10 protein-coding genes are annotated in these 13,387 nt (G+C 61.9%); 6 read left to right on the top strand and 4 right to left on the bottom strand.

Features of this window, described 5'->3' with window-relative positions; translation table 11 throughout:
* Positions 1 to 133: 133 nt before the first annotated feature.
* Positions 134 to 418, bottom strand: coding sequence for a pyrophosphorylase (locus HXO69_RS01285; RefSeq protein WP_005507345.1), 285 nt, complete (start codon positions 416 to 418; stop codon positions 134 to 136).
* Between the two features lie 304 nt (positions 419 to 722).
* Here HXO69_RS01285 and HXO69_RS01290 point away from each other — a divergent pair, with 304 nt between their 5' ends.
* Positions 723 to 1,193 (top strand): DUF4190 domain-containing protein, encoded by a 471-nt coding sequence (locus HXO69_RS01290; RefSeq protein WP_294626405.1) that lies wholly within the window; start codon positions 723 to 725, stop codon positions 1,191 to 1,193.
* Between the two features lie 223 nt (positions 1,194 to 1,416).
* Here the strand turns inward: HXO69_RS01290 and HXO69_RS01295 are convergent, their stop codons facing one another.
* The 3 genes from HXO69_RS01295 to HXO69_RS01305 all read right to left on the bottom strand — a co-directional run bounded on the left by HXO69_RS01295 (position 1,417) and on the right by HXO69_RS01305 (position 5,895).
* Positions 1,417 to 2,277, bottom strand: a complete 861-nt coding sequence (locus tag HXO69_RS01295) for an IS3 family transposase (protein WP_365667991.1) — start codon at positions 2,275 to 2,277, stop codon at positions 1,417 to 1,419.
* Positions 2,277 to 2,732: a helix-turn-helix domain-containing protein gene (locus HXO69_RS01300; protein WP_296544840.1), complete on the bottom strand. Its 456-nt coding sequence runs from the start codon at positions 2,730 to 2,732 to the stop codon at positions 2,277 to 2,279. Before HXO69_RS01300 ends, HXO69_RS01295 begins: the two co-directional genes overlap by 1 nt.
* 169 nt (positions 2,733 to 2,901) lie before the next feature.
* Entirely contained in the window at positions 2,902 to 5,895 is a 2,994-nt protein-coding gene (locus tag HXO69_RS01305; protein WP_296544842.1) for a choice-of-anchor M domain-containing protein, read from the bottom strand.
* A gap of 274 nt (positions 5,896 to 6,169) precedes the next feature.
* Between HXO69_RS01305 and HXO69_RS01310 the strand changes: the two genes are divergently transcribed.
* The 5 genes from HXO69_RS01310 to HXO69_RS01330 all read left to right on the top strand — a co-directional run bounded on the left by HXO69_RS01310 (position 6,170) and on the right by HXO69_RS01330 (position 13,167).
* Positions 6,170 to 8,512, top strand: a complete 2,343-nt coding sequence (locus HXO69_RS01310) for a TIGR03773 family transporter-associated surface protein (RefSeq protein ID WP_296544843.1) — start codon at positions 6,170 to 6,172, stop codon at positions 8,510 to 8,512.
* Positions 8,499 to 10,250: an anchored repeat ABC transporter, substrate-binding protein gene (locus tag HXO69_RS01315; RefSeq protein WP_296544845.1), complete on the top strand. Its 1,752-nt coding sequence runs from the start codon at positions 8,499 to 8,501 to the stop codon at positions 10,248 to 10,250. Before HXO69_RS01310 ends, HXO69_RS01315 begins: the two co-directional genes overlap by 14 nt.
* Positions 10,251 to 10,343: 93 nt before the next feature.
* The gene (locus HXO69_RS01320; RefSeq protein ID WP_296544847.1) at positions 10,344 to 11,441 is read left to right on the top strand and encodes a TIGR03773 family transporter-associated surface protein; all 1,098 of its coding nucleotides are present in this window, start codon (positions 10,344 to 10,346) and stop codon (positions 11,439 to 11,441) included.
* A complete protein-coding gene (locus tag HXO69_RS01325; RefSeq protein WP_296544848.1) occupies positions 11,438 to 12,316 on the top strand; it encodes a metal ABC transporter ATP-binding protein in 879 nt (292 codons plus the stop codon). Before HXO69_RS01320 ends, HXO69_RS01325 begins: the two co-directional genes overlap by 4 nt.
* The gene (locus HXO69_RS01330; RefSeq protein ID WP_070833153.1) at positions 12,313 to 13,167 is read left to right on the top strand and encodes an anchored repeat-type ABC transporter permease subunit; all 855 of its coding nucleotides are present in this window, start codon (positions 12,313 to 12,315) and stop codon (positions 13,165 to 13,167) included. Before HXO69_RS01325 ends, HXO69_RS01330 begins: the two co-directional genes overlap by 4 nt.
* Positions 13,168 to 13,387: the final 220 nt, after the last annotated feature.

A 13,387-nucleotide genomic window follows, 5' to 3' on the forward strand; every position in this document is an offset into this window, starting at 1 on the left:
ACACGTTATGACAGGCACGCGCACCATGCCTGGAAATAACATGTGTTGAAGCCGGATAACAGAAAACGCCGCCTACCGCACACCGCCCCACAGCTGGGGATCGGGGCGGTAAACGGCGTTTACCAGGGGAGGCTTAGGAGCCGCCACCTGCCTGGAAAATATCGGTAGAAATCTGATTGAGCTGCTCACGCAGGTCGGTCAGTTCCTGAGTCAAGTTACGCAGGGTGTTTTCTACACCGGGCCAGGTGTCATTGCGGAAACGCTCAGCCAGGGGGCCGTCCCAGTTGTTGGGATCCTTCAGCTGGTTACCCTGCTGGTTGAGGTTATTGATTTCGTTCTGCAGGCCGCCGTTGATGATGTTCTGCAGGGCAGTAATAGCATCCTTGGCTGCCTGCGATGAGAGTACGCGATCAGACACGGTGATCCTCTTTCGTCGTTGAGTTGCCGGAAGATGTGCATTAGATACGCGAATATCAAATACGCACCTTTAGTGCTTCGCACCACTTTGAACATTACACCATCTCATGCTAAAAAACACTCCAAACATCCCCTTATGGGAAAAATTTCCAACAGTGGACACTGCGCCATAGCGTGTAGACAAACCCGTTTCTAGCTCACTAAAGAGCTTCTTCAAGTACGGTATGCTTGTGAGATATACGCCACCTCACTAGAGGATATACACATTTAAGCGATTCGCAACCACACACGAAAAGAGGACTTTCATGTCTGAAAACACCCAGCAGCCGGCTGCACCGCAGCAGCCGCAGTTCACCCAGCAGGCACCCGCCGTACAGCCTGCATACGGCGCACCCGTCGAGGCACCGAAGAAGAAGTGGGCGGCAGTAACCGCGCTAGTCCTGGGCATTATCTCTGCCCTGACCGGTATTTTTGTGATTGGTTCGTTCCTGACCATCCCGACCATCATTTTCGCTGTAATCGCTCTGGTCATGGTCAAGAATGGCACCGGTAAGGGTAAGGGCATGGCGATTACCGCCCTCGTGCTGGTTCTGGTGGCATATATTGCGACCTTTGCTTTCTTCCAGATTCGTGCGGCGAACCTTGAGAAGTCTAACCGAGAGGCCCGTGAGGTTATCCAGAAGTGCGAGAACCACGAGCCTGGTTACTACATCACTGAGAAGGACGGTAAGCGTTACTGCAACGCTGGCGGCTGGGTCTACGAAATGGACAAGTAAACCCATTTATATGGTCCGATAAAAGCCTCATTTCGAGACGGAGGGGCGTTCGCACACACGCGGCAGTCGCCGCGCCTGCGAGCGCCCCTCAACCATATCTTTAGTGAGCACTACGCATCTGAATCGTCCAGATAACTCCTGGAGCACCGAATAGAGAAAGCCCCCGTAGCCGAGAGTCATCCTGAACTGCGCCCCGAAACTTGGACGCTTTAAATACTAGCCGTTATGCGGCCTCCTGCAGGGCCTGATCCCGGTACTCTACCGGAGTCAGGCCCCTAAGCTTCACCTGACGCCTTACCGTATTCCAATGCGTAGTATAGGCATCAAGATCAGCTTTGAAACTCTCAAAGGTCTGCCAGTCTTGGCCGCGAAAAAACTCGTCCTTCAGATGCCCAAAGACCTGCTCAGTAGCGCCGTTATCGATGCAGTTACCTTTACGTGACATACTCTGAACAAAACCATTATCAGCAAGCATTCTGACATAGGTCTCGTGCTGATACTGCCACCCCATATCCGAGTGCAAAATCGGTTCAACCCCTTCAGGTTTAGCATCCATAAGTATCTGAAGCATCTCTTGCTGCTGGGCAAGATTAGGGCACATCGAGATCGAGTGGGCAACAATCTCCTTGCTGGCAAAGTCGTAAACCGGCGCCAGGTAGGCCTTACCAAAGGAAAGCTTGAACTCAGTGACGTCGGTACCCAGTTTCTGCCAGGGGCCATCGGCCTTGAAATCGCGACCGATGATGTTCTCGAAACTTTGCCCCACGTCCCCCTTGTAGGAGTTGTACCTGTGGTAGGCCCTCTCACGGCGTATACCGCAGCGCAACCCCATCTGACGCATCATCTTCAAAACCGTCTTATCGGCAATGCGCACCCCTTCCTCAGCGCGCAGGCACATGGCTACCTGCCTGTGACCGCACCCGTTGGGGGTTCGCGAAAAGATCTGTGCGACCTTGGGACGTAGCTGCACTCTGGTTGGCTGTTGGGGGTGAGCCAGTGCGTAGTAGTAGCTCGACCTGGCAAGGCCAGCAGCTTCGAGGAGATCACGCACCGAGTGTCCCTGCCCTGAAAGCTGCGCGACCACTAGGGCTTTGTCCCGGTTTGGGAGCGTCTGTGCGCCTTCAGGGCAATCGATTTTTTTAGGTACGCCACCTGTGCCTCAAGCTTGCGCACACGCTCGGCGAGTTCCTCCTCACGCGTTGGTGGCACCGCCCGCACCGACCCCTTCGGCCTGCCCTTGGGCTTAGGCTTAAGCGCCTGCGCGCCGCCCTGGCGGTACAGCCTGCACCACTGCTTCAACGGTGTCACACTCGCAATACCGAAACGCATCATCGCTTCAGGCTTACTCATTCCACCATCAACCACGGCCCTGGCTGCGGCAACCTTGGTCTCATAGTCGTATCTGGTGTGCTTTACTCCCATGGCAAGAAGCCCGTCCTTCCCGATGACGCGGTACATTTTCTGCCACTCTCTCACAGTCGCGGCGGACACACCAAGCCTGCTGGCGGTCAAACGATAGCCACGTCCCTTCTCAAACATTTCCGCTGCTTGCTCCCGGAGCAAACGATCATGTCTTAATCCCAGATGCACGGACATGAAAAGCCTCCCGTTTCTTGGACTTTAATTTTGTTGTCCAAGAAACGGGAGGCAGTTCATCCTCTCAGCCGCGGGGGCTTTATCGTATCAGCGTGTCCTCACGCGGCGAGCGCTAGGAGGCGCGGCGGCGGGAACGCAGCACCATCACAGTGCCGGCACCAAGCACCAGTGCGCCACCCACAGCCACAGACACCGCACCAAAACCAGTACGCGCCAGGCCGCCCTGCTGGGAGCTCACGCCACCCGACGCGGCAGACACACCGGACTGACCCAGGGAGCCGCCACCGGTACCACCACCGGAAATACCGCCCGGGTACACGCCGCCAGCAGAACCATCAGCCGAACCGTCAGCTGAACCCTGCGCATTCACATCACCGGCAGCACCGGAAGCACCAGCCTGACCGGACTGCGCAGCACCAGACTGTGCGGAGCCGGGCTGGTTAGCACCAGCGGTACCGCCCGGGGTTGCCGAATCCACACGGCGCACACCACTAAAGTCGTCCTTAGCCGCATTCGGTTCCTTCGGCACGGCAGTCTCAAACGAGCACGCATCCGACGCCTTCTTACCCACAGCAACCGCAAGCTGCTGCACCGGGCTGTTCACCTCAGTACCATCAGCCAGAGTCGCGGAATAGTGCACATCAAACATGTACTGGCCGGGCTCAGAGAACACCCAGTTCGCGTGCGCGTGCGTCGCGTAATCAATGTCGATCGTGGTCTTGCCGGTCGTCGAATCCAGTAGCACATCCGCACCATTCAGCGACTCAGTGAACATTCCGAAGCGCGCACCCTCAGGCATGACCTTCGGCACCACGTGCAGGCGCACCGGGCCGCGCAGCTGCGAGTAGTCAATGTCCTGCGTGTTGTAGCCGGGCCAGGGCAGGCCGCTCTGCTGGGTCTGCGGCAGGCCGTAGAAGGCGGTGCCGACCGGGCCCATGAAGTTCAGCTTCTCATCAGCCATACGTTCGGTGCGCACACGGCGAGCGTTCTCGCTGACAGTCCACACGACCGAATCGAGCGGGCGCACGGTCGAATCAGCGTCAATGATGCCGCTGTCATCGCGCAGACCCACGGACAGCTGGCGGTCCTTCAGGGTCGCCTGAATGTCCAGGTGGCCGTGCGAAATCTTGGTACGGCCGTCAATCTGACCGGGCACGCACTGGTTACCGGGGGTTCCGGGGGTGGACGGCTGCGCAGACGGTGCCGGGCTAGTCGGAGCAGGTGCGCTCGGGGTCGGGTTCGCGGGCGCGGGGCTAGACGGTGCCGGAGTGGAGGGCGCCGGAGCAGGCACGCTCGGCTCTGCGGAGGCGGTCGGCACCGCAGGCACGGTCGGAACCTCGCTGGGGGACACCGACGGAACGGTGCTGGGCTCAGCGGTCGGAGCCTCGGAGGGAGCCTCGCTCGGCTCGGCAGAGGGCGCGACGGTGGGCTCAGCGCTCGGCGACGGATCCACCGGAGCAGGCTTCGGCGCATCGCTAATGGGTGCGCTATCGGGAGCCAACGCACCGTGCGCGGTGTACTTGGTGCCCGGCTCGTAGTTCGCCGCAACCTCAGTGGTGGAGGCGGAAGCGTTCATATCCGGGTGGGTCAGCATCTTCACGCGCAGCGCCGTGCCCTTGTAGAACGACTCGTCACGGAAGGTAAAACGTGCCACGCCATCCTCAACGGATCCTTCCAGGTCGAGGTACGGGTAGACCGGGTCATCCTGGGCGTAGAAGCCGCCACGCATGAAGCCGCGCACCTTCGGGTCCTTGAAGCGGACCTCAACGGTGCTGAAGCCGTTGCCGTTCGGGGTGACGGTCACGTCGTAGTCCATGCTGGTCGGCGTGTACTGCTGGGTGCTGAGTACGGTGTTCGCCTGATCCGGGATTTCTTCGGGCCAGGAGCCGTTACCGTCGTCGCTGTACACGCTCTCAGCCTTGCCGGGCTCGTAGGTGAGCTTGTGCGAGATCCAGCGGGACGCCTCCGCGCTGTTCTCGTCGGAGGTGTCGGGGGTGAAGACCGCCTGCAGCTGGGAGCCCTCGCTACCGAGCATTTCAGACCAGGTGGCGGTACCGTTCACGACCGGCAGGTCGGTCAGGAAGTAGCCGTTGTTGTACAGGGTCAGGGTGCCCTTGAGGTTCTTGTTCGCGGCGGTGAAGGTGATGTCGCTGAGCTTGTCGTCGGCATCCTTGTTCTTAGCCGGGTCGGCGTCCAGGCGGTGCGGTGCCACGGACAGCACGTACTTTGCGGCGTCCAGGTCACCGACGGGTGCCGCATTGTAGCGGTCAACCGTGGGCACGGCGGTGGGGGTGCCGTCACCGAGCACGGGCTGCATGCCGCCAACCTGCCAGACCAGCTTCGACGGCTTGGAGCTAATGATGCGGCCGTCGGTGGAGCGCGCCACGGTGCGGTAGGTGACCACGTAGCGGCCGGGGCGGGTGAAGGTCGTGGTGTTGTGCGTGTGGCTACCCTTGTCGAGCAGCCAGGAGTGCCAACCGTTCGAGCTGCTGGAGAGCATGCGGTACACGTCGGCGGGGGCATCGTCCGGGTTGTAGCGGAAGAGCTCCATACGGCCGGGGCCCTCAACAGAAAGGATGTCGGTGGCGAACACGCCGTCACGGAAGCGTTCGGTGGGCACCTTAGCGGAGGCGCCCAGGCCAGCCCAGATGGGGTCCTGGTTGCCGGAGGTTAGGTGCGGTGCCATGTAGAGGGTCTGGCCAGGTTCGCCGAGGAACGCCAGGGAGGGCGAGTCGCCCAGGGTCATGGTGTACTGCGACTTGCCGTCGCGGCCGCTGTAGCCCTTGCCGACCCAGTTAACGGTCTTGTCCAGTTCGTAGGTGTCTGCGCCAGTCTTGTAGGGGTTCGCCTCGTTCATGAGGACGAAGGTGCCGTTCTGCTCGTCCCAGTAGGCCTTGGGGGCGTCGACGTGGCCCTTGGTGGTGACAATTTTGCCGTCGTCGGGACCTGCTGCGGCGGGCAGGGAGGGGGCAGCGCCGGCAAGCGCGAGCAGTGCTGCAGCGGAGAGGAATGCGGCTGCGCGGCGGAGGGCGGGCTTGCCGCCGGGGATGAAGAGTGCGGGGGTGTGTGTGGTGACCCGTCGTTGGGTCTGCTTCTGAGAGCTCATGACAACCTTTCTCATTTTTCTATTTCCTAGGGTAGCTCTTTTGCAAATAATTGTCATTTAGAACCTAAGTGAGTATAGTGATTCTCAGAAACACGTGTGCGCCGAGGCGCGCCCAAAAACGCACACCACGTACATCCACAAAGAGAAAAACACGGCAGAGCGCACCCCGGACGCAGGGGAGAAACCGGCAACAGGCCGCCGGACCCAGCACCGGGCAAGCCCCGAAAGTATCGGGCAACGCGCCAGCCAACGAGCAGTCATCCAAGGAGCCACCATGCAAGGACGCACCAAACCCCTGAGCCTACTCAGCGCAACCACCCTCGGATGCACCCTCGCACTCGGGGCGCCCCTCGCCCTCCCCCAGGTCGGCACCTTCACCGCCGCACAGGCACAGGAAAACCAGGCAGGTACCCAGGCGCAGGAAAACCAGACCGGCACCCAGGCGGGTACCGAGTCGCGCGGTTACGTCAACTACGAAGGCGACTACGTCATCGCCGGTGTGCACACCGAAATGCTCAACGCATTCCTCGACGGCAACCAGTTCACCCTCGGCACCCTCGCAGACACCGCCCCCGGCCAGCAGGGACGATTCAACCCCGCCCGCACCGTCTTCCACCTACCCGACGTCGAAGACGCGCACACCAACGTCGTAGCAGGCTACGACTACATCGCCCCCGAAGGCACCGACATCTTCTACATTCCCTCCACCCGCACCCGCGGCCTGCTCTACCCCGGCCTCGGTGCGGAAGGAATCCGCCCCGGCGCACTCAAGGACAACACCATCAACCTTGAACTCGTGCGCAGCAGCGTACCCGAAGGCGGCCGCGCCGAGGTCTTCACCGAATCCGGCCGCGACAACCCGCGCGTTTTCAGCACCAACGACCAGCTCGCACCGCACACCATCACCGCTGGCGGTCACGAACACCTCAGCTGGGCGTTCACCCGCAAGGGCATCTACCAGCTGACCTTCCGCGCCACCGCAACCCTTGCGGATGGCACCCCGGTCAGCTCCGAGGCGACCTACACCATCGCCGTGGGCACCAACGCCGAGGACGGCTTCAAGCTCCTGAACGCGCAGAACGCCGCGAAGGAAGCAACCAGCAAGGCAACGAAGGAAGCGACCGAAACCCCCGAGGCGAGCGCTACCGCCACCGAGAGCGCCACCGGCAGCCCCAGCGCATCTACCTCCGCAAGTGCTGAGGCGAGTGCTTCTGCTGAGGCGAGCGCATCCACCGGTATTCGCCGCGTGGACGGATCCGTGAACGGTCAGAATGCCACGCAGGTGACCGACCCGAACGGTGCGAAGGCAGCGGCGAACGGTGAGCAGGCATCCCAGGGTGGATCCGGTGTTACCGCCATCAGCGGCACCGACAACACCACCAATAACGGCTCTGACAAGGGTGAAAACAAGAGTGGCAAATCCCCCAGCGTGAAGGGCTCCAACGCCCAGAACGTCAGCGCCCCCAGCAACGGCGGCGGCATCACCGGTAACGGTGTGCTGTCCTCCGGCCTGCCCGGCAGCCTGAACCAGCAGTGCATCGCCACCGAGGTTCCCGCCGAAGACGCCAAGGACAACAAGGACGCTCAGAAGGACAACAAGCAGAGCAACCAGGCAGCCCAGGCACCGACCAGCATCCCCACCCTCGCCGTGGTCAACACCGCCGAGCACAGCGGCCGTGAAGAAGTCACCCACGGCCACTTTGACGTGGGCCCGATCCTCAACGGCGGCAACCTCACCAGCAGCGTGAAGGACGACCGCACCAGCCCCGCCCGCCACGTCTCCCCCGGCGCCCTCGAGTTCGTGCTCAATGACGCCGCGAAGATCAACCTGCCCGCAGGCATGGAGAATATCGCCCCGGCGGGCACCCCCGTGCACATGATTGGTGCAACCCAGCAGCAGGGCGTGCCCTGGCTCGGCTGGAGCACCCAGGACCCCGAACTGCTCAAGCAGCTCGACGGCCCCGTCACCATGAGCCTCAACGGTTTTGAGGGCCCCGGCACCATGTCCACCTTCCTCTCCGGTAACTTCGGTTCCGCCGGTCAGCAGGTCTTCGATTCGCGTAGCGGCGGCTCCTTCCAGGTGCCCGCGAACACCCACCAGCACAGCAACTGGGTGTTCACCGCCGAGGGCCGCTACACCGTAACCATCGGCTGGACTGCACGCCTGAAGAACGGCCAGCAGGTCAGCAGCGAATCGGTTCTGCACTTCACCGTCGGCAACCCCGATAACGCCCCGGCAAGCAACAACGGCCAGGGTGCGGCAGAAACCAAGCAGGACGGCGGCAACTCTAACAGCGCTAACGGCGCCAACACCGGCGGCGAGAAGAGCACCGCAAAGAACCCCGTCAACGGCACCGTGGACGAAGCCACCGGCATCGTCACCAAGCCCGACGGATCCAAGGTGCGCATCGTTGGTAAGACCGCATCCGGTGAGGATTGCGCCCTGACCAGCCAGGAACTCGCGAACGCACAGAAGGCAGCCGCGGCGGGTAAGCTGCCGAACACCGGTGTGGTCATCGACCCGTTCATGGTCAGCACCTCCATTCTGGCGCTGGCGCTCGGTGCCATGATTCTGCGTTCGGCACGCCGAAAGGGCCGCAGCGGTGACACCGCATAGCGGGCATACCGGCAAGGGGTCACACACCTATAGTCGACGCGCCGCCCTCACCCTCGCCTCCCGCATTGCGGCAGGTGCCGGGGTGGGGGCTGGCGCCTTCGCACTGAGCGGATGCGCCACCACCGAGAATGCCTCCTCCGACCGGATGCGTGTGGTCGCCACGACCCCGATTCTGGCGGATTTGGCACAGCAGATTGCAGGGGAGCGCGCCAGCGTGCACTCCCTTGTGCCCGCCGGTGCTGACCCGCACTCGTACGAGCCGAGCCTGCGCGATATCCGCGATGTCGCCTACGCCCGTTGCGCTCTGACGAACGGTCTGCTGCTGGAGCAGCGTAAGCTCAGCAAAATGGTTGAGGCGAACCTGCCCGCAGGCGTTGTGTCCGTGGCGGTTGCGGAGAAGATTGAGCAGTACGGCGGCAAGCTGGAAGCCATTGTTGAGGATGCCTCCCTGGACTCCATCTGGCTGGGTTTACGTGTTGAAGAGGGCGGGCAGAACGAATCTGCCCCCGCCGATTCTTCGGATGCAGGCATGCGCTTTGAGGTGCAGAGCGTGCGGGCGCGCACCTCTACCGATTCGTCGAATGCGCAGTTGGCGGCGTTCATTACGCAGACCTTCGGCGCGGTGGAGATGCTGTGCGATTCGCATGCGCGCGGCGTGAACCTCACCCGTGAGGGGGACACCGCGATCCGCACCGGCGATATGGGTTCACTGGAGCTTCCGTTGCAGGCGCATACGCACCTGTCGTGGGCGTTTAGTGATGCCGGCGAGTACGCCATTGAGCTGATCGCCACCGCGGTCAATGCCCCGGAGTCGGTGCGTTCTTCGCGCGGCACCCTGTACTGTGCGGTCGGTCGTGACCCGCAGCAGCTGGTGGACCGTCTGGCGAAGGAGCAGAACGTTTCTACCTCGGACATTAAGGTTCTTTCCGCAGGTCACGCCGATATTACGGCGCGCACCGGCGACGGCAGGCTCGTGCTTCGCGCGGATTCCTCCCAGGGCGCCGTCGAGCACGAACTGAACCGCACCGTGGTCGCGGTCCCCTCCCGCACCCTGCAGGAGGTGCCCGCGGGCGGTAGCTACCGTTTCCTGCGCTCGGGCGCTTCGGAGCATCGCGGCCAGGTATACCTGCTCGCGCAGGCGGTTCTGGGCAAGCACGTACACGGCGAAATCGACCCGCACATTTGGCATTCGGTGCCGAACGCGAAGGCGAGCGTGCAGGTCATCCGCGATGCGCTGACCTCCGCCGATCCGGCGGGCGCGAGCGAGTACGCGACCCGCACCGAGCAGGTCATGAAGGAGCTTGACGCCCTGGACGCTCAGCTACGTCAGGTGTACGGGGCCCTGCCGGAGGCGGCACGCAACCTGGTCACCACGCATGACGGTTACCGCTACCTGGCGAGCACCTACGGGCTGCACATTGCCGGTTTTGTGAGTGCCAGTGCCAGCGGCGAGCCGAGTATTCAGCAGCGTCAGCGTCTGCGCCGCACGGTCGAGGATTTGAAGGTTCCGGCGATTTATCTGGATAAGTCCACGGCGATGCGTTCACCGGTTCTCACGGAGCTGGCTCGGGAGGCTCAGGTGCGTACCGGGGTGCTCTATTCGGACACCCTGGATGCGCAGGCCCCCCACTACGCGCAGATGATGCTGGCGAATGCTCACACGATTGCGCTGTGCTCGGGGGCTAGTTCCGGCGGCGATTCTTCGGGCGCTACTTGCTCGGAGGCAAGCACCTCATAACCCGACTCTAAGCTACCCACAAGCCCATATAGCCGTATCAGCATATAGATAATCTTTCACACACCGTTTCGGTCATGATCCAAGGAAGTCCTCATGATGAACTCAACCACCCGCTCTTCTCGTAGCCTGTCCGCCCTGGTGCTGGGCGCCAGCCTGATGCTCGCACCCCTGGGCGTGGCACACGCGGAAACCACTCCGGCAACCACCGAGAGCGCCTCCGCTCAGCCGAGCGACAGCAACCTCAGCCGCGGCGATCGCGCTCTCACCCAGACCCTGTCGGCTGAGCAGCCGGTCGCATCCGGCCGCATTGAAATTTCCGCCGGTCACGTGGATATGGGTCCTCGTTTCAACAACGGCAAGTTTGAGCTCATGCTCCACGACGACCACGGCGAGACCCCCGTCTGGCGCAGCCTGGACGAGGTCATCTACCGCGGTAGCGATAAGGCCATCCTGGAGGTGCCGAACGATCCGCGCTACTCCTTCGTGGGCGCACCCGCCGGCTCTAAGGTGTACGTGATTCCACAGACCGAAACCAAGGGCGTCATCTGGCCGGGTTGGAACACTCAGGATCCGCAGCTGGTGTCCAAGCTGAACCGCGGCGTGAACCTGACCCTGGAGCAGGTGAGCGGCCCCGGCACGTTCAGCCTGTACCTGGAGAACGGCAATTTCTCGGCACCGCAGGTGCTGTGGTCCTCGACCAAGAGCGAGCCGCAGAAGCTGTGGGTTGAGAAGAACACTCACACCCACGCGAACTGGGTATTCACCGCCCCGGGCGAGTACCTGCTGAAGGTCACCGCGAGTGCTGAGCTCTCTGACGGTTCGACCGTGACCGATACCCGCTACCTGAAGTTTGCGGTGGGTGACTCGGCGAGCACCGATGCCCTGTACGCGATGGAGGCGCAGGCGCGCGGTTCCTCAAACTCCGCTTCTTCTGCATCTTCCGATGCTTCCTCTAGCTCTGCTTCTCAGGCATCCGGTACTCAGGCGTCCGGTACTCAGGCGTCCGGTTCTTCGTCTGCCGCCGCGGCGAGCGACCAGAGCGGTTTCCGTGCTGAGTTCACGATTTCCTGGAGTCCTATTGTTGCTGGCATCGTGATCGTGGTGGGCGTGGGCGCGTTCATCGTCTCCCGCCGCCGCCGTTCCTCCGCGCAGCGTGAAGCACTGGATGAAGTGCGCGGTGACCGTTCGTGAGCGCGTCGGTAACAGCGGGTACTGAACCCGTTCTAGAGATTTCGAACCTGTACGCGGGCTACGCGCGCCGTTCCATCCTCAAGGATCTGTCCCTGACCCTGGAGCGCGGCGAGTTTGCGGGTCTGATTGGTGCTAATGGTGCCGGTAAGACCACGCTGCTGCGCACCATTTTGGGTCTGATTCGCCCGGCATCCGGTCAGGTTCGCGTGTTGGGCGAGTCGCCGCGTGTGGCGCGTGCGCACATCGGTTACGTGCCGCAGAAGCACCAGTTCCAGTGGGATTTTCCGCTGACCGTCAAGGACACGGTGATGACCGGTCGCGTGCGTGAGATTGGGTTCTTCCGCCGCCCGGCGAAGAAGGATTGGGTGCAGGTTTTTTCGGCGATGGAACGCACCGATGTTCTGCACCTGCAGGATGCGTCCATTGCGGAGCTTTCAGGCGGTCAGCGCCAGCGAGTGCTGCTTGCGCGCGCCTTGGCGGCGAACCCCTCCCTGTTGCTGCTGGATGAGCCGTTCACGGGCGTGGATGCGCCCACCCAGACCACGCTGACCCGTCTGTACCGTGAGCTGGCGGATGAGGGCATCACGATTCTGATGTCTACGCACGACATGCTGGCGGCGCGCGAGTCCTGCTCGCGTCTGTGCGGTGTGCGCGGCAATATTCACCTGGATGGTCCGGCGGACTCCTTTAGCCTGGAGCAGCTGCACACGTGGTTGCACGGTCACGATATTGAGGAGGCGCAGGGCCACGCCCGCACGGGCTTCACCTGTGCCGGTGGTGCGCTGGATGAGTACGGCCACGAGCTGCCGGATTCCTGCGCTTCGGCTGCTTCCGCCTCCCCCGCCCACGCTACTTCTACCGGGGGTGCCCGTTGATTACTCCTATCGATTTTCTTGCCGACCTGTTCAACCCGTCGCTGGCGTTCCTTCCGCGCGCCCTGGCGGCGGTGCTGCTCGCGTCGGTGGTCACCGGCGTGGTGGGTTGTCACGTGCTGATGCGCGGCATGGTCTTCATTGGCGATGCGGTGGCGCACTCGGTGTTCCCGGGTCTTGCGGTGGCGTTCGTGCTGGGCGGCAACCTGATGGTGGGTGGCCTGACGGCGGGCGTGGTGACGGCTATTCTGGTGGCTATTTTTAGTCAGAATCAGCGGCTGCGCGAGGATTCCGTGATTGGTATTTTCTTTGCCGCATCTTTTGCGTTGGGTATTGTGATTATTTCGTTGGCGCCGGGCTATTCGGGGTCGGTGCAGGACTTCTTGTTCGGCTCGATTGTGGGTGTCTCGAATGAGGACATTACCAACGCCGCGATTATGGGTGCCGTTATTCTGCTGGTGCTGTGGCTGTTCCACCGCCAGATTGTGACGGTCAGCCTGGACCGTGAGAGTGCCCGCGCGATGGGCCTGCCGGTGCTTGCCCTGGATATTGTGCTGTACGTTCTGGTGACCATTTCTGTGGTGCTGGGTCTGCAGACGCTCGGTAATGTGCTGGTGTTGGCGCTTCTGGTGATTCCGGCGTCGGCAGCCCGCCTGGCGTGCCGCCGACTGGGGTCGATGATGGTGTTCTCGCCGGTGTTTGGCGGTATCTGCTCGATTATTGGCCTGTACCTGTCGTGGGCGTTTAACCTGCCGACCGGTGGCACGATTGTGCTGTCGATGGTGGCGGCTTTTGTGTTGGTGTGGGCGGTGACGGCGGTTCGTTCGCGAGCGCGCGCCCAGCTGAAGAGCTAAACCCAGTTGAAGGACTAACCCCAGCTCAACCCAACTTTTCTACATATAACGCACGAGGCGCATCCCCGTTTGGAGGGGGTGCGCCTCGTGCGTTATTTACAGGTATTAAATACCCAAACTGAATCATGTTCATGTTTAAAGAACCAAAAGATACACTCCGCGTAATAAAAGCGCATAATTCAACACGTCGGGTTTAATGAAAATACAACCTATCAAATAT

The sequence above is a fragment of the Rothia sp. (in: high G+C Gram-positive bacteria) genome, assembly GCF_015265375.1.
GTDB lineage: Bacteria > Actinomycetota > Actinomycetes > Actinomycetales > Micrococcaceae > Rothia.

Coding starts and splice junctions, on each gene's coding strand:
- HXO69_RS01290 (WP_294626405.1), top strand. CDS start 723: ATGTCTGAAAACACCCAGCAGCCGGCTGCACCGCAGCAGCCGCAGTTC.
- HXO69_RS01300 (WP_296544840.1), bottom strand. CDS start 2,732: ATGTTTGAGAAGGGACGTGGCTATCGTTTGACCGCCAGCAGGCTTGGT.
- HXO69_RS01305 (WP_296544842.1), bottom strand. CDS start 5,895: ATGAGCTCTCAGAAGCAGACCCAACGACGGGTCACCACACACACCCCC.
- HXO69_RS01310 (WP_296544843.1), top strand. CDS start 6,170: ATGCAAGGACGCACCAAACCCCTGAGCCTACTCAGCGCAACCACCCTC.
- HXO69_RS01320 (WP_296544847.1), top strand. CDS start 10,344: ATGATGAACTCAACCACCCGCTCTTCTCGTAGCCTGTCCGCCCTGGTG.